The sequence below is a fragment of the Salinimonas sediminis genome, from assembly GCF_003429285.1.
GTDB classification, from domain to species: Bacteria; Pseudomonadota; Gammaproteobacteria; order Enterobacterales; family Alteromonadaceae; genus Alteromonas; species Alteromonas indica.
The window spans coordinates 619170-644916 of the sequence record NZ_CP031769.1; the positions used below are offsets into that span (position 1 = coordinate 619170).

Sequence of the window (25747 nt, forward strand, 5' to 3'; positions counted from 1 at the left end):
ATTCATAGAATTTGTTAGCGTAGCGGCGCCCAGCCTGCTGGGCCCGGCTTCTGCCGAACCGTTATACAATAAAATGAATAAAGCGAATGTATAGCGGTGAACATGAGGGCCACTTTGGGAGCGAGAAGCGTGTAATGCAATACAAGTTTACTACGCAAGTTACCAGACCATTTACTGTAGCCAATTCCAAACGCATGGGTTCAGGTTAGCAAATATGGTGTAACGAAAAAGCGTGTAATTGAAGCAACTTGGTTTGACGCAGGCAAGTAGCGGCAAAGACAACTGTACCTGGCGCCGTTAGACAGGGCTATACCATAGGGATGGGCTGACAGGGCAGTCAGGGGTAACAAAGCATACAAAAACAGGCGCTAAAGCGCGCCTGTTTTACACCGTATTCACTTATCTGACGCTGTTATTTCAACGCTGTAACGGTCATATGAGGTGAGCGATATACAATGTCGTCATTCAGTTCAATGCCAATACCGGGTTCTTCTGACACACTGATATAGCCATCCTTAGGTTGCGGGTCCTGAATACACAGTTCGCGGTTCCACGATTTGGTGGCATACGTGTGATGTTCATGAATTAAAAAGTTAGAAATAGCGGTTTCCAGATGCAAGCTGGCGGCGGTGGCTACCGGGCCTCCACATACATGAGCCTGAATCCGTACATCGTAGATATCAGCATAGTCACACACCTTTTTGGTTTCCGTAAAGCCACCACACAACCCTACATCCGGCTGTAATACGTCAACCGACTGGTCTTCTAAATAAGGCCGAACATCCCACCGATTATACAAGCGCTCGCCGCCGGCAATGGGCACATTTACCCGTTTGGCGACTTTATCGTGTAGTTTGGCGTTAAGGTAATTCACCGGCTCTTCGTAATACATGCAGCCGATCTCTTCCACCATTTCGCCCAGTTGAATTGCCGTTGAAGCTCCTAACAGGCTGTGGCATTCAAATATAATGTCACCCTCGTCACCCATAGCGTCGCGAATAGCTTGCAAACGCGCTTTGAACAATTTCATTTCAGCTCGGGAAAATAATTTAGTACGGTCAAAGTGGGTTACCCCATCTTTGTCATACACGATGGGATCGACTTTTACCGCGGTATAGCCATCGGCCATCGCTTTTTCTGCCGCACGGCCATATTCCTCGGGCTGAATAAGCTTGGTAATTTCGCTGTCCCAGTCAAACTGCAACTGGCTGGCGTAACAACGTAGCTTATCGTTGGTTTTGCCCCCCAATAGCTGATATACCGGCACCCCTAGCGCTTTGCCGCGAATATCCCATAGTGCCGTGTCGATGGCACTCATGGCGGCATAGACCACAGGGCCGCCGCCCAATCCCCAGAAGCTTTCGCGTAGCATGCGGCTCCACAGGTGTTCGGTGTTAAACGGGTTCCAGCCAATGACCATGGCTTCGGCTATTTCTTTTACCATGTGGGCGGCAGCGCTATGTCCCAGGTCGTAGGCTAACCCGGCTTCACCTACACCGGTAATTCCTTCATCAGTATAAATACGCACAAAAACCGGATTCCATGGCGGGCGCTCGGGACATTCAATATCAAAAATTTCAACTTTGGTTACTTTCATTGGTGGGTCCTTAATTCGTTAGCATGGAAGCCATTTATTGGCAAAAACCAGGGTCCAGGCGCCAGGCTTTTCGCAACATCGCTGGCCAGGCTTTCTGGCCACCGGTGGCGCCAGCATGTACTACATTTGCCTGATGATAAATGTTGGCCACAATAGGTTCGGGTATGGCAATGACCTCACGGTTGCTGCTCATCAGCTCCAGCTGAATTTCGCAAGCGCGTTGTAAATCATAAAAGCGCATAAAGGCATCGCCCACCGTCGGGCCCAGCGTAAGCCCGCCATGGTTCGGCAGTAACATATGATTTGTGGTTCCCAGATTGTGTTGTAAACGCGCTCGTTCGTCATCGTTTACCGCCAACCCTTCGTAGTCGTGATAGCTCAATGAAGGCAGCGAAAATAAGGAATACTGGCTCCAGGGCTGTAACCCGTCTTTTAGCGAGGCCACGGTGATCATTGCTTTAGTGTGCAGGTGTAACACACACTTGGCGTCGCTACGAGCTTCATGAATAGCGCTGTGAATGGTAAATCCGGCCGGGTTAATAGTAGCAGTAATCGCACGTTCGCCAATGGGTTGCACATTGCCCTGCAAATCCACTTTCACCAGGTTGGAAGCCGTGACCTCCTCAAAGGCCAGCCCAAAGGCATTGACCAGATAATGTTCACTATCGGGTACTTTTGCTGATATATGGGTGTAAATAAGATCTCCCCAGCCCATCTCGGCCACTAAGCGATAGCAGGCCGCCAGGTCTATCCGGGTTTGCCATTCAGCTTCGCTTACCTGGCCTTTGATACTTTCATTATTTAGCTCAAACACAGTTACACTCATAGGGTTAACAGAACATCAGCGGATAGTCACAAAAAATATCAAACCCCGCGAACCGGCACAACTCGGGTTTGCGCTATGTTATTCCATTCCCGATAGGGGCTGGCTTAGGGCCTGGGTCGCCTGGTTAAAATAGCCGCGCAACGGCACTAGCAAATCCGGTTCGTTCAGCTGATTATGTTGCAGTAAAAACGGTGATATTTTTATTAACTGGTTGTGGTTGATGGTAACAGCGTTTGGCCAGCGGGCGAGGCTTGCATATTCCTGGCACGCAAAGACCGCGGTATCACCGCGCCAGTGTCCTAAATAGGAACGCACTTCAACGTTGATGCCGGTAGTTTGCCATACTGCACGGTGGGCCGCACATTGACTACTTTCTGACGGCCCTCGCGCGCCAGAAGGCAGGGCTAATGTTCTCTCACGCTGCAACATCAAGATGGCATCACCCACCGGCACAATACAAGCGGCATAAACGGCTTCTTCGGCTAGCGCTTCCGCCACACTACGGCAGCTTGCAGGTGGGGAGGGTTGTCCATGGCAGGCAGTAAGCAGACTCAGGAACAATAACCCCGGATAACGAAAAAAAAGAAATAACGCTACGCGGGAACGCGCGCGTGGTATCACAGCACAATCCATGTTCTGGCTCAGTTAACGCTCAATCTACGAAGATAGTACTATGGTGGGACAAACAGAACAGTAAAAAACTCGAGATAGATGCCAAAAAGGCAAGACACAGCTGCGCTGCGGCTTGCCTACACATTAGCTATGCTAAGCCAGGTAAGCCCTACTTAGCCTGGGCCTCAGTAGTAATTCGCAGCATAACTTCGTCCGATACATTCGGTACGTATTTATCTACGCCAAAGTCCGAACGCATAATCGTAGTATGGGCGTCAAACCCGATGGCTTGTTTTTTCGTCATAGGATGCTCGCCCTGCTTATTCAGGGTAGCTTCGAACATGACCTGCTTGGTTGTACCTTTGATGGTTAAATCGCCATGAACCTCAAAGCTATTATCGCCGGTAGCTACTACTTTGGTGCTCTTAAACGTTGCATCCGGGTAAGCGTCCGTATTGAAATAGTCTTTACCCAAAAACTCTTCTGTCAGCTTTTCCACGTAGCTATCCACCGTCGCGACAGGAAGTGTCACCGAGATGCTGGATGCTTGTGGGTTTTCATCGTCAAAGGTGATTACGCCCGAGGCGTCGTCGAACGTTGCAGTCGGATGGGAAAATCCAAAATGCTCCCACGAAGCAACTACACTGGTGTGGTCGGCATCTATATTGTATTGCATAGGTTCGGCAATAGCGCTAAGGGCAGTTAACCCGCTTAGCATGGCCAGGCCGATCGTCGCTTTTTTATATTGCATCATAAGTAATCCTTGTGAGATGAGAACGTAACGCTCAATGGTGTGCCTATTAGTAGCACCAATGTACCGCATCGGTTCAGTTAGAATTGTTTGAAAATATAAGATGGCTTGATGCAAAAAAACGAATGAAGCGGGCCGCGTAGCGTGGCTGTCCAACCTGATGCCGGTAGCGGCCCATCACGAGTGGATTAGAGTGTAGGGGGCTAGAGCGAATTATAGGGCGATGGATTAGCCCATCTCATACGCCTACCAGCGGGATGGGCAATGGGGCTGGCCCGCCAGTCTATTGCGGCTGTAGCAACCAAACTTGGGTCATGGCCTCGCAACGACCTTTCAGCCCGCCTTTAACCGGGCTATTTTGCACCTGTTGAAGCCGATAAACCGCACTATAATGGTGTTTAACCTCTTCGGGTGGAACACTAAACGGTGGGCCATCCATTTGGCTTTGATCATACTCAAAGCAAATGAGCAACTGCGGCGCATTGCCGGTAAGCGTGCAAAGATGCTGGGTATAGCGCTGCCGTACCTCACCCGGTAAGGCTACCAAGGCCGCGCGATCGTATATTGCCTCGACCTTACCAATATCATTGGCTGTAAGGGCAAACAGGTCGCCTACAAATATCTGAATGCCCTGCGCCGTATAGGACTTTCCCTCAAGTCTGTCTTCAACCATTGGAGTAATCCCCAGGCTTTCAAACAATTGCTTTACCGCCAATTCGCTAAGTTCCGCGCCCACTACTTTAAGGCCCTGTTCCATTAAATAGCGTATATCCCGGGTTTTACCGCAGAGCGGCACAAATACCCGGTTACCTGTGTTCAGGCCCAGTTTATCGAGATGCCGGGTGAGGCCGGGGTTATAGTCGGCTTCATGAAAACCAATATCATTGGTTTCCCATTTTTTTTGCCAGAAACTGGCGTCCATGGGGGTCTCCTGACCATTAAGGTTATTGCTTGAATCACAAAGTACATATCACCCGCGCGAAAGGACACTATCCGCGCGGTAAAATATCCGGTAAATAAATGCAAAAGATGGTTAACACGACGCTCCATATCACTAAGCAACCTAAGGTAATAGCGCCTGCCCGCGCACCGAAGGTAACTTACTCGCGCTGTCCACCGGCAACCAATAGCGTAATACCAGACCGGTAATAGTCGTGATGGTAAAGCTGGTTAAATTCCACCAAAACCAGAATAACGGAGCATCGGTTAACCATAACAGTATATTGCTCAACACCCCACATACTAATGCAATGTTTACGGCCAAGGCAGACACACGCCGCGAGTGTATACCCAGTAAAAATGTGGCCAGGACCGGCCCATAAAATACTGAGCCAATCTTATTGATAGCTTCTATGACGGTAGGTGCTATATCACCCGCGTACAGGGATAAAATCAGGGTAATAAGGCCCCACATAATACCCGCTATTCGTGCATGTTTCAGATAGGCCTGGTTGTCCAGCTCACGCCCTCTTAAACGCGATATGTCTTCTACACTCACCGCCGCCAGACTATTTATTGCTGAGCTTAACGAGGACATGGCTGCGGCCATAATGGCCACGACCAAAAAGCCCACCATGCCGCTGGGCAGGTATTGCACAATAAATACCGGCATCATCCAGTCCGCTTTATCGTCAGGAATCTGGGCCATCAGCGCCGGATCGTTCAAAAATAAGGTGCCAATTACCAAGCCGGTGGCGCAATACAATGCAGTGATAGGAAAGCGCAGTAGGGCAACGCTTAACAACATTTTGCGCATATCTTTGATGTTACGGCTGGACAGCGAACGCTGCGCTTCAGACTGGTCACAGCCATAATACGAGGCATATAACACAATGCCGCCAAACAACATAGGCAACAAACCGAAGTCTGCGCCCTGCGTGCCAAAACTATCAATATTAACGGCTTGCAATCTGGCTGGGTCTACCATGGCTAGAATATTATCCATCCCCCCGGCTTCCTCCAGACCTATCCATAAACATACCGCGGCGCCAGCAATAATCAGTAGCATCTGGGCGGCATCTCCATATACCACGGCTTTCATGCCCCCCATAGAAGAATAAACCAGGGTAATAACGCCTATCAGTACAATAGCATGCCACTGTTGCATACCAATGGTGCCCTGCAATATCAGCGAGATAGCGTAAATCATAATAGCCGTAGCAAAGGAGCGGCTTAACTGGAAGACAAAACTGATTAGAATGCGGGTTGAGCGGGAAAACCGCTGTTCCAGGTAGTCATAAACGCTAACCACTCCGGCGCGGTGTAACGAGGGCAATAAACGCCATAACAGAATCGCTACCGCCGCTGGCAGCGCCAGCTCATAAGAAAGCCATACCAATCCGCCGCCTTCGCGTAAACCTACGAAGGCCGGGGCCGAAATAAAGCTAACCGCCGAAAGCTGGGTGGCCATGACCGATAACGACAGAGCGGGCCACGATAAACTGCGTCCGCCTAAAAAGTAATCCTGTTTTGAGGTTTGCTGGCGAAACACTCCGCCTAATAGCAGCAAGCCCGCCAGGTAGGTGCCAATAATCAGGTAATCCAGTGTTGCCATGTGAGCGTCCTTGTTTACAGTATTACATTAGTCCGAACCCATACCCCATAATAGCTGAGCAGGGTTACGCATGATGCCGTTTTCAATGATAAAACCGTTTGGTCGATCCTGTTTTATGAGAATTGGCCCATCCAGATCAACAAAATCTGCCCCCTGGCAGAGTAAAAACGCCGGAGCCATGGCCAACGATGAGGCCACCATACAACCTACCATTACGGAAAAGTTTTGGGCCTTGGCAGCCTGATATAGCGCAACCGCTTCAGTTAAACCACCGGTTTTATCCAGCTTTATATTTACGGCCTGGTATTTGTTTTTAAGGCTGGGTAATGTAGCGGCCGTATGGCAAGACTCATCCGCACACAGTGGGACGGGGCCACGATAATGCGCCAGTAGTTCATCATCATGGGCCGGTAGCGGCTGTTCAATAAGGGCCACGTTCATGCTGCTAAGTTGGGGCGCAACTTGCTCTAACAATTTTAGGGTCCACCCCTCATTCGCATCCACAATAAACTGACTGGTAGGGCATACCTGATGTATGGCGCGAATTTTGTCTACCACGGATTCGGGGTCGAGTTTGACCTTGATCAGTTGCGCCTGGCCCAAACTAAGCGCTTCTTCGCGCATCTGCTCAAGCGGGCCAACACTGACGGTTTGCGCGGTCAGGCAGTGGCGAGGAGGGGTAAAGCCAATCAGCTCACTTACGGGGGTATGGCGCAGTTTGGCGGTTAAATCCCACAATGCACAGTCTAGGGCGTTACGGGCTGCCCCGGCTTCCAACAGCTGCGGCAGGTCGCTATGCATGCTGATATCGGTCAGCCGGGGAGCCACCCGTTGAAGTTGCGCTAAAGCCTGGTCAATGGATTCCCCATAGCGGGCGTAAGGTACTGCTTCACCTCGCCCGGTTGCACCATGCTGGGAAACCTCGACTACAATTACATCTGCATGGGTTTTCGCGCCACGGGATATACGAAATTCACGGGCCAATGGCAGGCTTTCATGGTACGCGCGCCACTGCATACTCATAACCGGGCAACCAGCTCAGCGACACCATGGCGCACCGGATCGGCGCAGGGCAAGCCCAGCTGTTCGCTGGTTTTGCGACACCAGGCCAAGGCTTCATCATCGCTCACCGACGATGTATTAACTGCAATTCCTGCTACAAAGACATTCGGATTGGTTAGCCTGGCTGCGGTCAGGTTCAGCTCGATAGTATGTTCAAGCGTAGGTTGGGGAACATGTGGCAGCGCACGCATGTGGCTACGGTTTAGGGCATGACAGATGATGAGCGCATCAGGCTGAGAGCCGTGCAGTAAGCCCAGGCTAACACCTGCAAAAGCCGGATGAGATAGCGACCCCTGGCCCTCTATAATATCCCAGTGTTGCGGGTCGTTATCCGGGCTCAATGACTCGGCTGCACCAGAGATAAAATCAGCTACTACGCAATCAATAGCCACACCTTCACCTGCCACCAGAATGCCACTTTGGCCCGTAGCTCTGAATGTGGCGTGCATGCCTTGTTGGTGCATATAGCGGGTGATACTGAGCGAAGTATACATTTTTCCTACCGAACAATCGGTGCCTACGGTTAACAGGCGTTTGCCGGTGCGCTTATGACCACGGCCGGTGGAAAAACGCGTAGTAGGATGGCGAATGTCGATAAGCTGGGCATTCATTTCCCGAGCTTTGTTAACCAGTTCAGGATAGTTGGTTAGTTTGTCATGCAGGCCACTGATAATGTCCATACCTGCATCCAGCGCGGCCATCACATGGCTCAGATAGCGCTCATCCAAATGCCCTCCGCTGTTAGCAAAACCGAGTACAAAACTCTGTGCGCCTAATTCAACAGCTTGCGCAATAGACATCGCCGGGCAACCGGTGGTTACCTCGCAACCCGCTAAACGGTATTCACCAATACATTTCTCCGGACGCCAATCAGCGGCGCTGCGGGCCATTTTTATACTTAAGGGGTCGGTTGCATCACCGATAAATAATAAATAGGGAGGCTTTAGCACGCGAATTTCCTTGGTTAAAAAATGTGTTGTATCAATACGCCTATCAGCATAACCATGACGCCAGCAATTTGCACGTTACGCCTGGCTTACTGACAGGGGGCTTGAGCGCATCAGCATGCTGGTAAACCGGCTGTCATGGCATTAAACCGGCGCCAGCCGCATCTCAATATGCGCTATTCCATCCTCATCATAGGGTTCGCCTTCGGTTACAAAGCCAAAATGTTGATAAAAATGAATTAAATATTGCTGAGCTGAGATACGCAAGCCAGTCCCAGGGTAGTGATGCTCGGCCCGCGCAATACCTTGAGCGACTAAGGCTTTACCTAATCCGGTACCGCGGTACGGGGCCAGCGTAGCCACCCGGCCCATGGCGGGCTCCGAGTATTTTGTACCAGCGGGTAATACCCGAGCATACGCCGCCAAAGTAGTACCCTGCCAGCCTAACAAATGATGGGCAGTCAGGTCAGCGGCATCGATATCCGGGTATAAGCAGGTTTGCTCTAATACAAAGACTTGTTGACGCAGGGCATACATTGCATGTACCGCGTGGGGGCTAAGCGTATCTAGCGTGGCCCATTGCCATTCAATCATCTAGCTGTTTCCTTAATTTAACCAATCACTAAGTGCGATACCCGCTACGCATACTAGCAAACCCACATAAAAATGGCAGGCACAAAAAAGCCCGCATTATGCGGGCTTTTATTATCACTTTAGGGCTATTCGTCCAGGAAGCTGCGAAGCTGCTCTGAACGGCTGGGATGGCGCAACTTGCGCAGCGCTTTGGCTTCAATTTGACGAATCCGTTCGCGGGTTACATCAAACTGTTTACCTACTTCTTCCAGCGTGTGGTCGGTGTTCATATCGATACCAAACCGCATTCTAAGTACCTTAGCTTCACGAGCGGTCAGCCCTGCCAGTACTTCCTGAGTGGCATTCTTCAAACTGCCGCCGGTAGCCGAATCCAGAGGCTGGATGATCGTGCTATCTTCGATGAAGTCGCCTAAATGAGAGTCTTCATCATCACCAATCGGAGTTTCCATCGAAATTGGCTCTTTGGCAATTTTCAGCACCTTACGAATTTTATCTTCCGGCATTACCATGCGTTCAGATAATTCTTCAGGGCTTGGCTCGCGACCCATCTCTTGCAACATCTGGCGTGATATACGATTAAGCTTGTTAATAGTTTCAATCATATGCACCGGAATACGAATGGTGCGGGCCTGGTCAGCAATAGACCGGGTGATCGCCTGACGAATCCACCATGTAGCATACGTTGAAAATTTATAACCACGGCGATATTCAAACTTATCTACCGCTTTCATCAAGCCGATATTACCTTCCTGAATCAAATCCAGGAACTGCAAACCTCGGTTGGTGTACTTTTTCGCAATCGAGATAACCAGCCGAAGGTTGGCTTCTACCATTTCCTTCTTCGCCCGGCGGGCTTTTGCTTCACCGATAGACATGCGACGGTTGATATCTTTAATATCAGCAATCACCAAACCAGTTTCTTGTTCAACCTGGTTCATCTTCGAGATGCAACGCTCGATATCTTCTTTAAAGTTACCTAACGCTTCGCTATATCCTTTGCCGTTAGCAATCGCCACGTGTAACCAGTCTGATGAGGTTTCATTGCCGGCAAACACTTTAATAAACTCTTTCTTCGGCATTTTTGCGTTAACTACGCAAAACTTCATTACCAAGCGTTCCTGAATACGTACCTTGTCCATCATATCGCGCATGTTTTTTACCATGCGATCGAATTGTTTAGGTACTAAGCGGAACTCTTTGAAAATGTCGCTAAGGGCAGTAATTTCTTTACGCGAATCTGCATGCGCGCGGCCCTGCGTTTCGATAACGTCACGGGTACGGATATACTGGTCCCGCAGCTCGCCAAACTTGGCACGGGCCTGTTCCGGATCTACGCCGCTATCTTCTTCATCTTCATCATCGTCGTCGTCATCTTCTTCATCTTCGTCCTTCAACTCTGCTTCAGATAACTCCGATCCGATATGCGTTGCAGTAGGGGCCAGATCGCGATCATCATCCGGGTCAACAAACCCCGAAATAATATCGCCCAGACGAATTTCTTCTGCTTCAAACAGATCCCACTGTTCCAGCAGGTAAGTGATCGCTTCAGGGTATTCAGCAACAGAACACTGAACCTGATTTATGCCATCTTCAATGCGTTTGGCGATTTCAATTTCGCCTTCGCGGGTTAATAGTTCAACCGTGCCCATTTCACGCATATACATGCGAACCGGGTCAGTGGTGCGGCCAATTTCACTCTCTACCGTCGCCAAGGCTTGGGCAGCAGCTTCAGCAGCATCTTCGTCCGCAGTGTTATCCTGCATGAGCAGTTCATCTGAATCCGGAGCGGACTCAGACACCTGAATGCCCATATCATTAATCATGCGAATGATATCTTCGATCTGATCAGAGTCGACGATGTCTTGCGGCAGGTGGTCGTTTACTTCTGCAAAAGTTAAGTAACCTTGCTCTTTACCTTTTGCAATCAGGAGTTTAATCTGAGATTGCTTGCTTTGCGCCATAGAACCTACACTTCTCACATTGTATTAATTAAGCAAAAAAGCACGCCCGAACCACCGCCTGAAGCGGCGTAGCTATGCTTGCTGTCGTCTTGTTACCGCACCTGTCAGAACCGTTAAAACGGTCTGTTTTCGGTTGAAAAATGCTCTGCTACTTATCTACGTAAGCTCGCAGCGAATTGACCAGTATAACATTAAAACCACTATGTTTACTAGGCTCACGGCATGTTTTTTAAGCAGAAAAAAGGGCTGAAACCCTCATGTTGCCTGCCGTTCCTTCATGAGCATGGTAAGCTCTTCTTTTTCAGCACGGCTAAGTGGCTGAACCCGGGAACGTGAGATCAACGTCTCAATTCTACTATCAAAATGCCAATCCAACAGCCGGGCAAAACTATCTACATAAACCCGGCTGGCTTCCTGTTCGCTGACCAGGTGTTCCTGCATCAGTAACTTTGCGATGACAGATGAATGGGGATGGTCGCGGAAGTTTTCAATGACCTGGGCGGTTTTTGCGCCCGGTTGCTGTTGACAATACTGGTGTATATCCAACAGCAAGCCCATCCCACTAATACCACTGTTGGCCAGCATCTGGGGCACCACATCTTCGCATTGTGCGGCCAGCGAGGGCGTATCTAGCAGCAATCGCACCATCATACGTACCGGCGATTGACGCGTTTTATTGACCGTTTCAAATTTACGGTTGGCCGTGCGCCCGCCAGGTTGATTCGCCTGGGCAATGTCATGCTGTAATCGAAAGCGGTCGAACTCGCCGGTATGTTTAGCCAGCTCTTCACGTAACAGCAGCTTCTGATTTTCGCCCAGCACGGTATCAATCAGAGGGGTGGCGGCTGCTTTCAACGCCATCTTACCTTCCGGCGTGCCTGCTTCATGCGCTTTCAACAGACTTTCAAAAAAGAATCGCGAGAGCGGCAAAGCCTGATTGGTTAAGGCCATAAACGCTTCGGCCCCAACCTTACGCACCATCGTGTCGGGATCTTCACCGTCAGGTAAAAATAAGAAGGTTAGCTTAACCCCATCTTTAAGCGCGGGAAGGGCGTTTTCAAGTGCCCGCCATGCGGCCTGTCGACCAGCGTTATCACCGTCATAACAACATACAATATGATTGGTTGAACGGGTTAACAGCTGTAAATGTTCCGGCGTGGTCGCCGTGCCCAGTGCTGCGGTGGCGTTATTGATGTCAAACTGACTTAGCGCCACCACATCCATATAACCTTCGACAATAATGACCTGGTCCAGGCTACGGTTTTTTTGCCGAGCCTGGTGAAACCCGAACAGTTCATGGCCTTTATGAAAAATACGGGTCTCGGGCGAGTTAAGGTATTTAGGCCCACTGTTACCTTCCATGATTCGCCCACCAAACCCCACCACGCGGCCCCGGCGATCGCGGATCGGAAACATAATACGATCGCGAAAAAAATCGTACTGTTTACCATTATCGTTCTGGTTTACCAGTTTTAAGTCAATTAACTGGCGAATACGACCTGGGGTGGTACCAAATGCTTTTAATACACCGTCCCATTCGCTGGGGGCATAGCCGATTTCCCACTGCTTAACAATATCGCCCGATAGCCTCCGTGCTTTTAAATAATCAATGGCGTGATGGCTATTGGGGTGGCTTCGCAACTGATGCTGGAAAAAGCGGGTGACTTTTTCCATCAACGCATAGTCGTCTTCCTGCTGCTGTTTTTTCGCTTCGCTGACCGGTGGTGGACCGCCTTTTTCCCGAGGCACTTCAAGGCCATGATGGCGCGCCAGCTCTTCGATGGCTTCCACAAATTCCAGCCGATCGAATTCCATCAAAAAGGATATGGCATTGCCATGGGCACCACAGCCAAAGCAGTGATAAAACTGTTTATCCTGACTTACCGTAAACGAAGGGGATTTTTCATTATGAAAGGGACAACAAGCTTGATAGTTCTTGCCTGCTTTTTTAAGTTTGACCCGGGCATCAACAATATCGACCACATCTGTACGCGATAACAGATCGTCAATAAAATCCCGCGGTATTTTTCCGGCCATGAAGAAAGTTCGAAAAGAAGAATGAGGTTACTTTAACAAGCTGAAAACAGGACGCAACCGTTGCCGGTTGCATCCATAACATTAGGCGTTCAAGCGTGCCTTGATTTTTGCGCTCAGCGTGCCCATATCGGTGCGCCCCTGAACGTTGGGCTTTAATAAACCCATTACTTTGCCCATATCCTGCATGCCGGTGGCACCAGTTTGAGACATCGCATCATCAATAAGCGTATTGAGCTCTTCATCGCTTAATGGTTGTGGCAAAAAGGATTCGATCACGGCAATTTCTGCCCGTTCGGTTTCTGCCAGCTCGGGACGATTTGCAGCGTCATACTGAGAGGCGGCGTCTAAACGCTGTTTAACCATTTTGGTTAATATAGCGAGGACAGCGGCATCATCTAGTGTGATCTGCTCATCGATTTCGCGCTGACGGATTGCTGCGACGGCCATACGAATAGTGCCCAACCGCACTTTATCTCTGGCGCGCATTGCATCTTTTTGCGCGTCTTTTAAATCATCAATTAGCGCCATGCGTGTACACCTGACAATAAAAGTAAAAAACGCAGACTGTAAAAACGACAAAGGTGCCTTAGGGCACCTTTGAAAGCCAATACTATCTTAGTAGAGTTTAACGCGACGAGCGTTTTCGCGAGCCAGCTTTTTCAAGTGACGTTTTTTCGCGGCAGCTTTCTTGCGCTTGCGTTCCCAAGTCGGCTTTTCGAAGAATTCACGACGACGTACTTCGGACAGAACACCGGCTTTTTCACAAGAACGCTTGAAACGACGAAGCGCGACGTCAAACGGCTCGTTCTCTCTAACTTTAACGATGGGCATTAAGTTCTCACCTCAAAATTTTTGCTGTTGGACCGGGGCGAAATGTTGTACACAAAAGGGCACCCGGGTTAAAAATGGTGCGAAATTCTAATCATTCGCACGGCAAATGTAAAGCCGCAATTGTCAAAAAATAGACAGTTTATGGCAAAAAATCACCTTCACCATTCCCAGTGCTGTGCAATAACGGTAAACTCTGCGGCATATTCCAATCCACTGAATCAACCGGATCTTAACATTATGCGCATACTGGGTATAGAGACTTCCTGCGATGAAACCGGCGTAGCGGTATACGACGATGACCAGGGGCTGCTCTCCCACGAACTCTATTCACAGGTTAAGCTGCATGCCGACTATGGCGGTGTGGTACCTGAACTTGCTTCCAGAGATCACGTTCGCAAAATCGTTCCGCTAATCAATAAAGCGTTAGCTGATGCGCATACCGTGCCTGGCGATCTGGATGGGATCGCCTTTACCCAGGGGCCGGGTTTAATGGGAGCATTATTGGTAGGATCGTCAGTTGGACGATCGCTGGCGTACGCCTGGAATATCCCTGCGGTAGGGGTACACCATATGGAAGGGCACTTACTTGCTCCGATGCTTGAAGCAAATGCCCCCGCTTTTCCCTTTATCGCCTTGCTGGTATCCGGGGGACATTCAATGTTGGTGAATGTGCAGGGCATCGGTCGCTATGAGGTACTTGGAGAGTCGATTGATGATGCCGCTGGTGAAGCGTTTGATAAAACGGCGAAGCTGTTGGGCCTGGATTACCCGGGCGGCCCCCTGTTAGCCAAACTGGCAGAGCAGGGCGAGCCCGGCCACTATAAATTTCCCCGGCCGATGACCGATCGGCCTGGCCTGGATTTTAGCTTTAGTGGTTTAAAAACCTTTGCCGCAAATACAATCCGGGATGCAGATAACGCCCCGCAAACCCAGGCAAATATAGCTTACGCCTTTGAAGAAGCGGTGGTCGATACGCTGTTAATCAAATGCCGCCGAGCGCTAAAGCAAACCGGCATGAAACGTCTGGTGATTGCCGGTGGGGTAAGTGCAAATACCCGGCTACGAGATAAAATGGCGGCGCTAATGAAGCAATTAAATGGCGAGGTGTTTTATCCCAGTCTGGCGTTTTGTACTGATAATGGCGCCATGATTGCCTATGCCGGAATGCAGCGCCTTAAAGCTGGCCAACATACACCATTGTCGGCTTCAGCGAAGCCTCGGTGGGCATTAGATACGCTGCCGCCCGTTTAATCGGCCCCACCCCTGGCGCTATCACATGGTCATCAGCTTGTCATCGCAGAGTGATAGCGTTCATCAAAGAGGCTTAATTAGGTAGAGGATGCCGTTAGTATGTTGCGGGTATGGAATATAGTCAGTCTGTTAATTGGTTTGGTACTCGCGGGTAGTGTCTATGCTAGCGAGCGGGCTGCAGAGAATGTTCAGCATGTAGTACTTATCTCTATTGATGGCTTTCGGCATGATTATATTGAGTTACATCAGGCCGCCCGGATCGCTGCCATTGCCGATCAAGGGGTGCGGGCTAAAAGCCTGACACCGGTTTACCCGGCTAATACGTTCCCTAATCACCTTTCCATTGTCACCGGCTTATTGCCGAAGCATCATGGCATAGTGAATAACGCATTTTTGGATAAACAGCGGCCGGGTGAACAGGGCTATGCGAATTATCACATGGGCAAAGGTTTTACCGATAGCAGTTGGTTATCCGGTATCCCTTTATGGAACCTGGTAGAGCTACATGGCAATAAAGCTGCTACCTATTTCTGGCCAGAGTCCGATGCACGCATTAATGGTTTAGCGCCGACCTATCATTATCATTATTCAAAATATGCTGACTATCAGCAGCGCATTGACCAGATAGTTAATTGGTTAAGCCTGCCTGCAGCGTCCCGCCCGCAATTTGTGGCTGGTTATTTTTCGTTGGTGGATACATATGGCCACGAGTATGGCCCCCAAAGTTCGCAAACTGCGCAGGCCGTACAGCGTATGGATGCATTGATCGGACAATTATATGAGCGGCTACAGGCTTTGCCTGTGGCGGTCAATTTGGTACTGGTATCGGACCACGGTATGTTAGAGGTTAAGCCGAAAGCCGCGGTAGTAGTGAGCCAGTTGGCTATCGATAAAACGCAGTTCGCGTGGGTCAATAATGGATCGCAGTTGCATATTTATGCGCGATCCGCCACGCCAGCCAGCGAAATCAGGGCGCTGGCTACCCGCCTTAACCAACAGTCTGCCCTGGGATTTACTGTGTTAAGTGCAGCCATGCGTCAACAGTACCATATGGACAACCGCACACTGGCCGGCGATATCCTATTGCAGGTAGAGGCCGGACGTCGCTTTGCCGACACTGCTGATACCCCCTTAGACCCTGGCGGACATGGCTATTTACCTGAGCATCCGGATATGGGCGCAGTATTTGTAGCCGCCGGGCCGGCCTTTAAACAAGGCAAGGTGCTGGATAAATTCAATAATCTGGAGATCTATCCGGCACTGGCGCAAATAATGGGGTTACCTTTACTTAATAAGATAGACGGTAAACTGGATAAGCTGGCAGCAGGATTGCATTAAGCTATTAATGAGATGGCAGCAAGCAGGCTGCGAGATTACAGTAATTTACCCACATTATTACGGTAAAAAGCGCGCCGGAGAATAGCATGAGGCTATTGCGGTTAGCTATTACGGGTAGCTATTGCGCTTGGTCACAATGGCACAAGTAACAGTGATTGCTTTAACGGATGGATATCTTTGCCCGCGATCCTATTTAGTGCCGACAACTGGCCCGGCGACACCACTACGCACCCTTGTGGCGTCGGTATGATGGCTCCGCTTACCTATCGTTCTTTAATTTACCGCGTTTATCCCATACCCGGGGTTCAGTTCCACTAAGCAGCCGTTGAATATTGGCTTTGTGCCGAACAATAATCAGTAATGCCAGCATGGCGACCGGCAGGGTGTAATCTGGTTTTATAAACCAGGTAAATAAGGGCGCCAGCGCCACTGCAAGAATGGCGGCCAGGGAAGAATAACCCCATATAAATAAGCCAATAAACCAGCTTACAATCAATAGTCCGGCTAACTCAAGGCCTACCGGAAGCATAGCACCAAATGCTGTCGCTACGGCTTTACCCCCTTTAAAACCAAAGTACAGGGGGAAAATATGGCCCAAACACGCGCCGATAGCCACCAGGCCCAGGTATACCGGCGCAATATCCAGCCAGTAACTGCAATACACCGGAATGGTGCCTTTTAATATATCCATCACCAGAACCAATGCTGCGGGCACTCTGCCGCCCAGCCGGTACACATTGGTCGCCCCCGGATTCTGCGATCCAGTGGTACGCGGGTCGGGCAGCCCATAAAGTCGGCAAATAATCACTGCGCTGGACAATGAACCGCACAAATAGGCTACGCATACCATCAAAATTGTCATGGGGAGCATGTCATACTGCCGACGTTCAGGTTACACTTGGGCCACACTACTAAAAAGCATACCAATGCGCCAGTAATTCGGTGTAAGCAGCACGGCTGCGATACCCCCTTTTAACCCGTATACAGCTAAAGAAGATATGGAAGAAATAAAAATCACCGGCCTGCAGGTCAATAGCCTGATAGGTGTGTATGACTGGGAACGCACGCGACCTACCACGCTATTGTTCGATATTACCATCACAGCTGATTTGTCCCAGGCCCGGCTATCCGATGCGGTAGATGACACTATTGACTATGCCAAACTTGCCGAATTTGTGCAGCAGCAAGGCGCCCAAGCCAGTTTTGAATTGCTTGAAGCCCTGGGGCATGCTATTTGCCATGCCGTATTACAGCGGTTTGCAATAAACAGTATTACGCTGGCAATCACCAAACCCGATATTTTGCCTGATGCTAAGGCTGTCACTGTCGTTATCTCTGCTTCTCGATAATGACATTAAACAAAGTTCTCATCAGTGTTGGCTCGAACATTGAAAGGGAAAAATATACCCGCGCGGGGTTGGCGTCATTAGACCGTCAATTTAGCGATATATCCTGTTCGGGTGTGTATGAAAGTGAAGCTGTGGGGTTTAATGGCTCGGCGTTTTACAACCTGATAGTGAAGGCCTATACGCCACTGGAGGTGACGCAAGTTAACGACATCTTAAAGCGTATTGAGCGAGATAATGGGCGAACCCACAGCGAGAAAAAGTTTTGTTCCCGTACGTTGGATTTGGATCTATTGACCTTTAATCAGGTAATAATACGCCAACCTATTGTCCTGCCCAGAGAAGAAATTCTGTACAATGCATTTGTACTGCAGCCTTTAGCTGAATTGGTCCCGGCTGATATTCATCCGGTTACCGGAAAAACCTACCGACAGTTGTGGCAGGAATACGATAAAACTGCTCAACGTCTGTGGCCTGTCGACTTTACATGGAGTGACGTATAAGCGATGACGCTTTTTGAAATTATCATACTTGCAATTATCCAGGGAGTTACTGAGTTTCTCCCTATAAGTAGTTCTGCACACCTTATTCTACCCGCTGAATTACTGGGCTGGGTTAGTCAGGGATTAGCATTTGATGTAGCAGTACATGTGGGCAGCTTGCTGGCGGTAATGATTTACTTTCGCAACGACATAGGCCGAATGATTGCGGCCTGGCTACAACATGGCTTTACCCGCAATCAGACCCAAGACAGTAAACTGGCGTGGTTTGTGGCAATTGCTACTATACCGGCAGTTATTGCAGGCTTTGTATTCAAAGACTGGATAGAGCTGAATGGACGTTCGGCCCTTATTATTGCCTGTACCACGATTGTATTTGGATTGTTACTTTGGTACGCCGATAAAGCAGCCCGGCATACCAAAGTATTATCCGCCCTGACGCTAAAAGATACCGTAATTATCGGCATTGCTCAGGCTATGGCGTTGATTCCGGGCACCTCCCGCTCTGGTATTACCATGACTGCCGCCCTCATGTTGGGCTTTGACCGAGAAAGCGCTGCCCGGTTTTCTTTTTTACTCTCAATTCCAGTGATTTTAGGGGCGGGTACTTTATCGGTACTTGAGTTGGTAGAGTCTGCTCAGGTCGTGGATTGGAGTGCACTCTTGTATGGCGCAGCATTTTCTTTTGTCAGTGCTTATGCATGTATCTTTTTGTTCTTAAGCTGGATTTCCCGTATTGGTATGTTGCCGTTTGTCATTTACCGGCTAGTGCTGGGTGCGGTACTGTTGTGGTTCGTATTCGCCTGATACCGATTAAGGTACCTTCTGTAACAACAAGGATAAAAGTATGTCTGAGACTATTTTTACAAAGATTATTAACCGGGAAATACCGGCTGATATCGTGTATGAAGATGATGTTTGTTTGGCGTTTAATGATATCAATCCACAAGCGCCAGTTCATTTTTTGGTTATTCCCAAAAAAGCGATAGCCACTATCAACGATATTACCGAAGATGATCGGCAGGTGGTGGGGCACTTAACCTTGGTCGCCGCTAAGGTCGCCCGTGAGATGGGCATTGACCAGGAGGGCTTTCGTACCGTAATGAACTGTAATGAGTTTGGCGGACAAAGCGTGTATCACATACATCTGCACGTCTTGGGGGGCAAACTATTAGGCTGGCCGCCCTATACCGATAAACCTAAAAATCTTGAATAAAAAAAGAGGCTGATGCCTCTTTTTTTATCTTTAACACGCCAGCTGGACAATGCGATCAGTTAAACGTGTATAAGGTAGTGCAAGGCTACCGGATGACTAAAAAAACCGGCAAGCAGGGGGTACATCGGCTATAGCCATCGAACCACCAGCCTGGCTTGTTCTCCCTCTTTCATACCCTAATGAGGCTACCCTGCACACTGCCTAACCGTGTTATACAAACCTGTTTCAGCGGGTGTCGGTTAACCCGGTAGTTCACCATAACCGGCGCACGGCGGCTATAAGCCCAGTACTTCTTTACCTTGAGTAAAGTGAATATCTACCGGAATATCGGCTGCTTCCAGTTTGGCTAAATCGCTGGCCAGATCCGGCTTAATGATACCCATCTCTTTCACCAGAGTAGATACGCCTGCGTAATCACCGTCTCCTTGATAGGTAAGAATTAACTGAGATAACGCTTTTACCGCGCCACGCATTTTGTCCATATTGACCCGGTAGGTGCCCTGCGGCGTTTTTTCAAATGCCCCTTTTTCAGCAAAAAAGTTAAAGCGAATCATATTTGCTTTGCCGTGAGCGCTAGAGGCGCCAAACCGCACTGAACGAAAAATGCCTGCCATAAAGGTTACATAATAGTCTTCCAGTACCCCTTCGGTAATTTCACCTTTTTCCAGCAAACTTTGCACCATGTATAAGCCCAGGATATCGGCTTTGCCTTCTTCCAGTGCAGAGGCATGCTCTTTGAGCGCACCACGCACCGTATCCTTGCCATCCAGGGTATTTTTAATCCCCAGTCCATGCGCGACTTCATGGAACATAGTGTTAGCGAAAAACGCATCAAAGGTAATATGTTTGCGCTGCGTCACTACAATCAGCTCGTTGGCTATAGGCATCAGAATATGATCAAACTTGGCCTGCATTGCGTTTTTTAGCTGTAACCGGCGGGTGCCTTTCTCCAGTTGTACGCGTTCATCATTGGGTAAATTAATCGCGATAGTTTTACTGCCGGCATTGGAATGCCCAGCATAGTACACCACATCATAGGCGTTCAAATCCGCATCAGAGCCTGGCGTTTCTGCTTTATATTGGGCCGGTACAGGTAAGCCTTTTTGCAACTCAGGTAAAAATTTAGCGTAACGAGAAAGCTTATCGCTCCATTTTTTATCTTTCAGCAGGACGTAGGCTTCAAATGCTGCGCGGTAGCCAAATAGCTGGTCTTCATACGTTTCAATAGGGCCGATGACTAACTCTACCTGATTGGTCTTCATATCCATCCAGGCCATATCAGATGCCAGATAGTCGTTACTTAATAAAGCATCAGCACGCAACGTGAGATAATTAGCAAAACTTTCATCTTCGGCCAGTTGGGCGGCTTCCCGAAGTATACCTGCCGCTTCGGTTAGTTCTTTTTTATACGCTGTGGAGTAGGGCAGGGTATAGAGTTTGCCACCTTCGTCCCGGCGTACTAACGAGTACAGGCCCTTTTTATTGTCCATACTGGCCTGTTCAAATTCTGCTTTGGTCATATCTTGCGGATAAAAACCGGCACCGGCAGGTTTACTATCATAGCCTGATAAAAACGCTGCATCGCCATTTAAGCGATCCCAGGGGCCGTAGTTAATTTGCGCAAAATGCTGGACGGAGGAGGAAGATAAATTATCGATAAACTGGGTTTTATCACCCGGGAAAGCTTGTTGCCAGAATAGCGAGTCCATTATTTTAGCGGCATCAATCAGCTTGCTAATCATTTGTTTTTGCTTAGCACTGAATTGGCTTAGATCACTGGTCAGCTCTACTGGCTGGTAAATCGATAGGCGTTTTTCGTCCACCAGCAAGGTTTGCTGGCTATTGTCCTGCTGGGCAGGGGAAGAGGTATTGTTAATATCAGCCGCTGGAGGGGCTTTTGAGCAGCCAGATAAAGCCAGCAACGCGCCGGCCACAGCCATTGAACATCTTTTTGTAGTAAATACAGGCATAATTATCTTCTTAATTTTGTCGTTTTGCGCCACACAATATGCGCTGCCCCACCGCAAATAAAGCGCTGTTTTGATTGTTATCATAATATACAGTAGCGTGTGGGCAGCGCCTGAATGATCAGCATATCGAACCCGCTAAGTTTACGCCAGTGTGTAGCTAATTTGGCTTAATGAGGGAAAATATCGCAAGTGAGGGTGCGCATACCCGATTTCACTGATATATTTTAAAGAGATCCTGATCATTGGCCAATCGGATACTTTAAAGGACTGATCGGACAATAATTTTTGATGTACAAGCCATCAATGACAGTTGTCAGCCATTGGCGTTTTTTCATAATGAGATAGGTAGGTCTATGTCTACACAAAATGCACTGCTCACTATTCTGGTAGAGAAAATCAATAATGACACCCTGGTGTTGCCCACCCTGCCAGCGATTGCGTTAAAAGTACGTAAAGCGGCAGATGATCCTGATATTAACTTAAATGCGATGGGTGATGTGATTGGGCAAGACCCGTCACTCACCGCCCGGATTATAAAAATTTCGAACAGCGCCTATTTGGGCCGGGCAGTCAAAGTAACGTCAATCAATCAGGCGGTAACCCGCATTGGCTTGCGGCAGATTAAAAACATTGCTACCGCTCTGGCGATGGAACAGCTATTTGTGTCTAAAAACGATTTAGTCGGCCAGTACATGAAGCGTGAATGGGGCAATACAATTAATGTCGTTGCCAATGCGTTGGCCACCCTGCAAATGTACACCAAATCGACCAAAAACCGAGAGCTTAGCCTGGATACAATGACCTTGGCAGCGTTGGTTCATAACATTGGCGTGCTACCTATTTTGACCGAAGCAGAACGCCATGAAGAAGTGTTTGCCAACCCCACCTTTTTAGATGATGCCATTGATAAAGTGTCTGGACGTATCGGGGCCAGTATTATGAATGTGTGGGGGTTTGATAAAGGCTTTATTGATGTGACCGAATACTGGAAAGATCTGGCATTTATACCCGATAAAGTCAGTTATATTGACTTCGTGCGGGTAGGCGCTGCCCTGTCTGGGCGTATGGACAGCCAAAAAGATGCAGTAATGAATCTGGCGGTTCAGCGGGGCGTGGTCCAAAACGTATCAGACCTGGATTCAGCCGACTTTATTGAAGCCAGAGAAAGTGGCAAACAAATTTTTGCCTGATGGCGAACTGAACCAAAAAAGCCCCGCGACGAACGCGGGGCTTTTTGTTGCAGCCAGCCTATATTCTGCGCCGCAGTAATAACCCGCTACCCAGTAGTAATAATGTCAGTATACCCGGTTCACTTACCTGTATTGCCACATCCCCCATGGGGGCTACACCCTGGGTGATAAAAATGCTGCCATCTGCGTTTAGGATCACGCCATATAACAGGGAGGCAGGAATGCCATCTGTAAAAACAAAACCATCCCAGCTTACGCCGCCTGGAAGACCGAGTAACCCGGCGTCTGGGTCAATAGCATGTTTCCAGGTGGTGGCGCCGTACCAGTTAAGCGTATTTTCCGTATCCTCATCCAGAATACTATCGATATCGCCCAATAAATCTTGTGCTGAGGTGCCTCTAACGGCCCGATAAAAAAGTTGTTCCTCGGCCCAGTTATGCGCGCGAATGGTTTTGGCCTCGTAATTCCACGACACCCCATCCAGTTCGCCAGAACCCAATTGGGTCAGTATGCCTGGGCGGCGGGTATCTTCGATATGCGCATAGGTAAAGTGGTTAGTAACGCCAAAGCCTAATAGCTGGCTACCAGCAACATTGTTGGTTACGGTGTAACGGCCAATCCCATCTGAATAAGACTCGGAAAAATAGATTTCCGGTAACGAGGAATCTATCAAAAGCGGGGAGATGTACGCGGCTTGCGTGCTAAAAGTGCCTAATAAACTGGCTAAACCTATTATTATTGTTTTCATTGTATGCTGCATTACTGCTATTTTCCGGTGAGTAAAATTCAACAGCGAACAGCAAAAATAGCGCCATCTTCACTAAAGTGTTACATATCAAATATATAGCACTTTATTACTAGACTTGGTGTAAAAAAGTTCGACAGTATGTAGCTGATAGCATTAGCATTTTTAATCGCAGTTGCAATGTGCTGCGTTATGGCTTAACTACCTTACAGAGAAAGACGGTATGGGTAATATAACGGTTAATACGCCGATGAGGCCGTTCACCATGCATACTGCTAAAAAGTAGCGGGAAAAGTAATTGGTTTAATAAAGCGTCTGTCATGAGGACGGCCCGAGGAGGGGTAAAAGCACTTCGAAAGTAACGCTTATTAAACAGCGTTGTGGTTTGTCATCGTGCCAGGCCGCTAGAAATCCAAAGCGTATAGGTAAGGATACTTGCATGCCAGGTTAACCTTGCAGGTAGTGTTGGTTACCCGGCACGCAATCGAAGGTAGTTACCGCTTACGGCGATAACCCGCCAGGCCCAGCAAAATAGCCATCATTCCTATCATGGCCGGCTCGTCGACATTGCTCACCGTGGCATTAAGAGGCGCAATAGCATCCGTCATGAATACTGAATCAGAGGTTTCGTCATAAACTAAGGCATAAAGGGAAGATGCCGGAAGGTTACCCAGAAAAACAAAACCATCCCAGGTCAGGCCGCCATACAGCGCCCCATCATTAGAGGAGTACCAGTTCAGGGTATTTTCGCCTTCTGTGAAAAATGTCTCGGCATCACCGAATAATTGCGCGGCGGTCCCCTCAATTTGCCAGCCCAAATCAGCCGTGTCCCAATTATCTGCGGTCAGGGTGAATGCGTTATAGTACCAGCTGGTAATGTCATTATTGCCACCACCGAAATCTTCGTAAATGCCTTTTTGGTTATCTGATTCGATAGCCGCAGTGGTGTTAAAATTGGTGACACCAAAGCCAATAATAGCGCTGTTTTCTACATTGTTCGTTACTGTATAACGGCCTACACCATTGGTGTAGCTTTCGGTAAAGTAGACAACATCCTGGTTGACATCTATCAGGCGTAAGGTGTCATCAACCTCATCATAAATAGCGCTGGCATTAACCGCGCCCTGCAAACCGATCGTTAACAGTGTGGCACTCATTATTTTTTTAGTGATAGTGCGTGATAGCAACATAGTACAGCTTCCCTTTGCTTATAGTAAAAAAGTATTAGCAGAGCAATAACTAGACCATTAGTTATAAACTATTTAAATCAATCACTTAAAATATTCGATCTAACTAATATGTATAATTATCTGACAGTTAGCGAATGTTTACCGCAGATTCTGCCACATCGGCGAGCCTGCTATCAAAAATGTGGGGCCTATCTGAAGCGAGAAGCAGCAAAAGGCACGATGCTTTCGCTTGGCGAGTAGGCGTTTTCAAGCCTTACGGTGGAACAATAGATGAGTCACACTGCTATTAGTCTTTATTAAGGATAGTCTTGTACTAATATAGACCTATTAAAAACGGGATTCGCAGGAAATATAATGAGCTTACTGATAGATATATTACTTACCGCGGGCTTTATTATTTTTATCATATTTATTGCCGGTATTATCGCTGCCAGAAAAAATCGGTCTTCGAAAAAATAATAGGTTAATTAGGGTAAACCAGATGGCGGTATTCAGCTCTACTGCATTGTTGATTTATACAGCCTAAGAGCAGTGTGATAGGACAGGGGTAATGTAAAATAGCACATTGGCTGCCTGAGTACCTGGCCACTTAAGTTAACCGCGGGTGGTTATACACAACACTTGTCTCTTTATTTGCTTTTATACCTCTTTAATTAACCTGAATGGTATAAAGCGGCAAGGGTACTGCTCCACATTTTTCTGCTTTCGTTATTTATAGTACTTTGTATTTTAAGTATTTCTTATGTATAAGCCAGGTGGCTTACAGGCGTTGCAATAACTATCCCAGGTCGTTACCCTTTACCGCATTATCACTCCCCCGCCGACGGCTACCATTAAGCCAGTCTGACTATATTTTGCTTTCAGATATTTTCGGAAAGCATGTTTATTATAAAAATGAGAATTTATGCGCGGTATTTTCGCTTTATTTACGCTTATCGTTTTATCGGGCTGTTCTTTGGAGAGGGCTTCGGACAAGGCAGTCACTTTTATCGCTGAAAAAGGTTAAAAAAGACAATACAGTACTTTACAGTCAGTCGAAATTTCCTCTCCTGATGATGGTAGCGAATTTATATCTTCGGGTGCTTACACAACGGCGGAAATTACCCACCGAACCGCTGATGAAATTATTATTCAGTTAGACGCCGGACGTTTAGAAGCGTCGATAGGCTCATTTGATTTTCGCAGTTCAGTCCCGGACGATTTGCCACCCGGTTTTACCGATAAACAGA

At 48.4% G+C, this 25747-nt stretch carries 24 protein-coding genes; 7 read left to right on the forward strand and 17 right to left on the reverse strand.

Going from position 1 to position 25747, the window contains the following annotated elements:
• Positions 1-412 precede the first annotated feature (412 nt).
• The 13 genes from D0Y50_RS02800 to rpsU form a co-directional block, all read right to left on the reverse strand.
• Positions 413-1597, reverse strand: coding sequence for a mandelate racemase/muconate lactonizing enzyme family protein (locus tag D0Y50_RS02800; RefSeq protein ID WP_117315394.1), 1185 nt, complete (start codon positions 1595-1597; stop codon positions 413-415).
• 34 nt (positions 1598-1631) lie between these two features.
• A complete protein-coding gene (locus tag D0Y50_RS02805; RefSeq protein ID WP_176582444.1) occupies positions 1632-2423 on the reverse strand; it encodes a class II aldolase/adducin family protein in 792 nt (263 codons plus the stop codon).
• Between the two features lie 78 nt (positions 2424-2501).
• Complete coding sequence (locus tag D0Y50_RS02810; RefSeq protein WP_117315396.1) at positions 2502-2921, reverse strand: NUDIX hydrolase; 420 nt, start codon at positions 2919-2921, stop codon at positions 2502-2504.
• 283 nt (positions 2922-3204) lie between these two features.
• Positions 3205-3789: a YceI family protein gene (locus D0Y50_RS02815; protein WP_218023553.1), complete on the reverse strand. Its 585-nt coding sequence runs from the start codon at positions 3787-3789 to the stop codon at positions 3205-3207.
• 280 nt (positions 3790-4069) lie between these two features.
• A complete protein-coding gene (gene tmpT / locus D0Y50_RS02820) occupies positions 4070-4708 on the reverse strand; it encodes a thiopurine S-methyltransferase (protein WP_117315398.1) in 639 nt (212 codons plus the stop codon).
• A gap of 141 nt (positions 4709-4849) precedes the next feature.
• The gene (locus tag D0Y50_RS02825; RefSeq protein WP_117315400.1) at positions 4850-6340 is read right to left on the reverse strand and encodes a sodium:solute symporter family transporter; all 1491 of its coding nucleotides are present in this window, start codon (positions 6338-6340) and stop codon (positions 4850-4852) included.
• Positions 6341-6367: 27 nt separating this feature from the next.
• Positions 6368-7357 carry an N-acetyl-D-Glu racemase DgcA gene (gene dgcA, locus D0Y50_RS02830; RefSeq protein WP_332308375.1) on the reverse strand — a complete coding sequence of 330 codons (990 nt, stop codon included), beginning with the start codon at positions 7355-7357 and terminating at the stop codon, positions 6368-6370.
• A 2-nt stretch (positions 7358-7359) separates the two neighbouring features.
• Positions 7360-8352 (reverse strand): N-acetyltransferase DgcN, encoded by a 993-nt coding sequence (gene dgcN / locus D0Y50_RS02835; protein ID WP_232366442.1) that lies wholly within the window; start codon positions 8350-8352, stop codon positions 7360-7362.
• 141 nt (positions 8353-8493) lie between these two features.
• A complete protein-coding gene (locus tag D0Y50_RS02840; RefSeq protein WP_108565489.1) occupies positions 8494-8943 on the reverse strand; it encodes a GNAT family N-acetyltransferase in 450 nt (149 codons plus the stop codon).
• A gap of 125 nt (positions 8944-9068) precedes the next feature.
• The gene (rpoD, locus tag D0Y50_RS02845; protein WP_117315405.1) at positions 9069-10904 is read right to left on the reverse strand and encodes an RNA polymerase sigma factor RpoD; all 1836 of its coding nucleotides are present in this window, start codon (positions 10902-10904) and stop codon (positions 9069-9071) included.
• A 255-nt stretch (positions 10905-11159) separates the two neighbouring features.
• On the reverse strand, positions 11160-12941 hold the full coding sequence (dnaG, locus tag D0Y50_RS02850) for a DNA primase (protein ID WP_117315407.1): 1782 nt from the start codon (positions 12939-12941) through the stop codon (positions 11160-11162).
• A gap of 81 nt (positions 12942-13022) precedes the next feature.
• Positions 13023-13469, reverse strand: a complete 447-nt coding sequence (locus tag D0Y50_RS02855; RefSeq protein ID WP_108565486.1) for a GatB/YqeY domain-containing protein — start codon at positions 13467-13469, stop codon at positions 13023-13025.
• Between the two features lie 87 nt (positions 13470-13556).
• A complete protein-coding gene (rpsU, locus tag D0Y50_RS02860; RefSeq protein WP_012517258.1) occupies positions 13557-13772 on the reverse strand; it encodes a 30S ribosomal protein S21 in 216 nt (71 codons plus the stop codon).
• A gap of 237 nt (positions 13773-14009) precedes the next feature.
• On the opposite strand from rpsU, the gene tsaD reads away from it, so the two are divergent.
• Positions 14010-15023, forward strand: coding sequence for a tRNA (adenosine(37)-N6)-threonylcarbamoyltransferase complex transferase subunit TsaD (gene tsaD / locus D0Y50_RS02865; protein ID WP_108565485.1), 1014 nt, complete (start codon positions 14010-14012; stop codon positions 15021-15023).
• Between the two features lie 99 nt (positions 15024-15122).
• A complete protein-coding gene (locus D0Y50_RS02870; RefSeq protein WP_117315409.1) occupies positions 15123-16361 on the forward strand; it encodes an alkaline phosphatase family protein in 1239 nt (412 codons plus the stop codon).
• A 259-nt stretch (positions 16362-16620) separates the two neighbouring features.
• Here D0Y50_RS02870 and plsY read toward each other — a convergent pair whose 3' ends face one another.
• Complete coding sequence (gene plsY, locus D0Y50_RS02875; RefSeq protein ID WP_108565483.1) at positions 16621-17232, reverse strand: glycerol-3-phosphate 1-O-acyltransferase PlsY; 612 nt, start codon at positions 17230-17232, stop codon at positions 16621-16623.
• Between the two features lie 127 nt (positions 17233-17359).
• On the opposite strand from plsY, the gene folB reads away from it, so the two are divergent.
• From folB to D0Y50_RS02895, 4 genes are read left to right on the forward strand one after another with little or no spacing between them, the layout of a single operon-like run.
• Complete coding sequence (gene folB / locus D0Y50_RS02880) at positions 17360-17710, forward strand: dihydroneopterin aldolase (protein WP_117315412.1); 351 nt, start codon at positions 17360-17362, stop codon at positions 17708-17710.
• A complete protein-coding gene (gene folK / locus D0Y50_RS02885) occupies positions 17710-18210 on the forward strand; it encodes a 2-amino-4-hydroxy-6-hydroxymethyldihydropteridine diphosphokinase (RefSeq protein WP_108565481.1) in 501 nt (166 codons plus the stop codon). Before folB ends, folK begins: the two co-directional genes overlap by 1 nt.
• 3 nt (positions 18211-18213) lie before the next feature.
• Positions 18214-19014 (forward strand): undecaprenyl-diphosphate phosphatase, encoded by an 801-nt coding sequence (locus D0Y50_RS02890; RefSeq protein WP_108565480.1) that lies wholly within the window; start codon positions 18214-18216, stop codon positions 19012-19014.
• 40 nt (positions 19015-19054) lie between these two features.
• A complete protein-coding gene (locus D0Y50_RS02895) occupies positions 19055-19423 on the forward strand; it encodes a histidine triad nucleotide-binding protein (protein ID WP_108565479.1) in 369 nt (122 codons plus the stop codon).
• 275 nt (positions 19424-19698) lie between these two features.
• Here the strand turns inward: D0Y50_RS02895 and D0Y50_RS02900 are convergent, their stop codons facing one another.
• Positions 19699-21393, reverse strand: a complete 1695-nt coding sequence (locus D0Y50_RS02900; protein ID WP_108565818.1) for a dipeptidyl-peptidase 3 family protein — start codon at positions 21391-21393, stop codon at positions 19699-19701.
• Between the two features lie 353 nt (positions 21394-21746).
• On the opposite strand from D0Y50_RS02900, the gene D0Y50_RS02905 reads away from it, so the two are divergent.
• Complete coding sequence (locus D0Y50_RS02905; RefSeq protein WP_108565478.1) at positions 21747-22583, forward strand: HDOD domain-containing protein; 837 nt, start codon at positions 21747-21749, stop codon at positions 22581-22583.
• Positions 22584-22641: 58 nt separating this feature from the next.
• Here D0Y50_RS02905 and D0Y50_RS02910 read toward each other — a convergent pair whose 3' ends face one another.
• Positions 22642-23331, reverse strand: coding sequence for a PEP-CTERM sorting domain-containing protein (locus D0Y50_RS02910; RefSeq protein WP_133175088.1), 690 nt, complete (start codon positions 23329-23331; stop codon positions 22642-22644).
• A 491-nt stretch (positions 23332-23822) separates the two neighbouring features.
• Entirely contained in the window at positions 23823-24518 is a 696-nt protein-coding gene (locus tag D0Y50_RS02915) for a PEP-CTERM sorting domain-containing protein (protein WP_117315414.1), read from the reverse strand.
• Positions 24519-25747: the final 1229 nt, after the last annotated feature.

Coding starts and splice junctions, on each gene's coding strand:
- rpsU (WP_012517258.1), bottom strand. CDS start 13,772: ATGCCCATCGTTAAAGTTAGAGAGAACGAGCCGTTTGACGTCGCGCTT.
- D0Y50_RS02895 (WP_108565479.1), top strand. CDS start 19,055: ATGTCTGAGACTATTTTTACAAAGATTATTAACCGGGAAATACCGGCT.
- folK (WP_108565481.1), top strand. CDS start 17,710: ATGACATTAAACAAAGTTCTCATCAGTGTTGGCTCGAACATTGAAAGG.
- D0Y50_RS02870 (WP_117315409.1), top strand. CDS start 15,123: ATGTTGCGGGTATGGAATATAGTCAGTCTGTTAATTGGTTTGGTACTC.
- dgcA (WP_332308375.1), bottom strand. CDS start 7,357: ATGCAGTGGCGCGCGTACCATGAAAGCCTGCCATTGGCCCGTGAATTT.
- plsY (WP_108565483.1), bottom strand. CDS start 17,232: ATGCTCCCCATGACAATTTTGATGGTATGCGTAGCCTATTTGTGCGGT.
- D0Y50_RS02890 (WP_108565480.1), top strand. CDS start 18,214: ATGACGCTTTTTGAAATTATCATACTTGCAATTATCCAGGGAGTTACT.
- dnaG (WP_117315407.1), bottom strand. CDS start 12,941: ATGGCCGGAAAAATACCGCGGGATTTTATTGACGATCTGTTATCGCGT.
- tsaD (WP_108565485.1), top strand. CDS start 14,010: ATGCGCATACTGGGTATAGAGACTTCCTGCGATGAAACCGGCGTAGCG.
- D0Y50_RS02905 (WP_108565478.1), top strand. CDS start 21,747: ATGTCTACACAAAATGCACTGCTCACTATTCTGGTAGAGAAAATCAAT.
- D0Y50_RS02825 (WP_117315400.1), bottom strand. CDS start 6,340: ATGGCAACACTGGATTACCTGATTATTGGCACCTACCTGGCGGGCTTG.
- D0Y50_RS02815 (WP_218023553.1), bottom strand. CDS start 3,789: ATGATGCAATATAAAAAAGCGACGATCGGCCTGGCCATGCTAAGCGGG.
- D0Y50_RS02910 (WP_133175088.1), bottom strand. CDS start 23,331: ATGAAAACAATAATAATAGGTTTAGCCAGTTTATTAGGCACTTTTAGC.
- D0Y50_RS02915 (WP_117315414.1), bottom strand. CDS start 24,518: ATGTTGCTATCACGCACTATCACTAAAAAAATAATGAGTGCCACACTG.
- rpoD (WP_117315405.1), bottom strand. CDS start 10,904: ATGGCGCAAAGCAAGCAATCTCAGATTAAACTCCTGATTGCAAAAGGT.
- D0Y50_RS02855 (WP_108565486.1), bottom strand. CDS start 13,469: ATGGCGCTAATTGATGATTTAAAAGACGCGCAAAAAGATGCAATGCGC.
- tmpT (WP_117315398.1), bottom strand. CDS start 4,708: ATGGACGCCAGTTTCTGGCAAAAAAAATGGGAAACCAATGATATTGGT.
- D0Y50_RS02840 (WP_108565489.1), bottom strand. CDS start 8,943: ATGATTGAATGGCAATGGGCCACGCTAGATACGCTTAGCCCCCACGCG.
- D0Y50_RS02800 (WP_117315394.1), bottom strand. CDS start 1,597: ATGAAAGTAACCAAAGTTGAAATTTTTGATATTGAATGTCCCGAGCGC.
- D0Y50_RS02900 (WP_108565818.1), bottom strand. CDS start 21,393: ATGCCTGTATTTACTACAAAAAGATGTTCAATGGCTGTGGCCGGCGCG.
- folB (WP_117315412.1), top strand. CDS start 17,360: ATGGAAGAAATAAAAATCACCGGCCTGCAGGTCAATAGCCTGATAGGT.
- D0Y50_RS02805 (WP_176582444.1), bottom strand. CDS start 2,423: ATGAGTGTAACTGTGTTTGAGCTAAATAATGAAAGTATCAAAGGCCAG.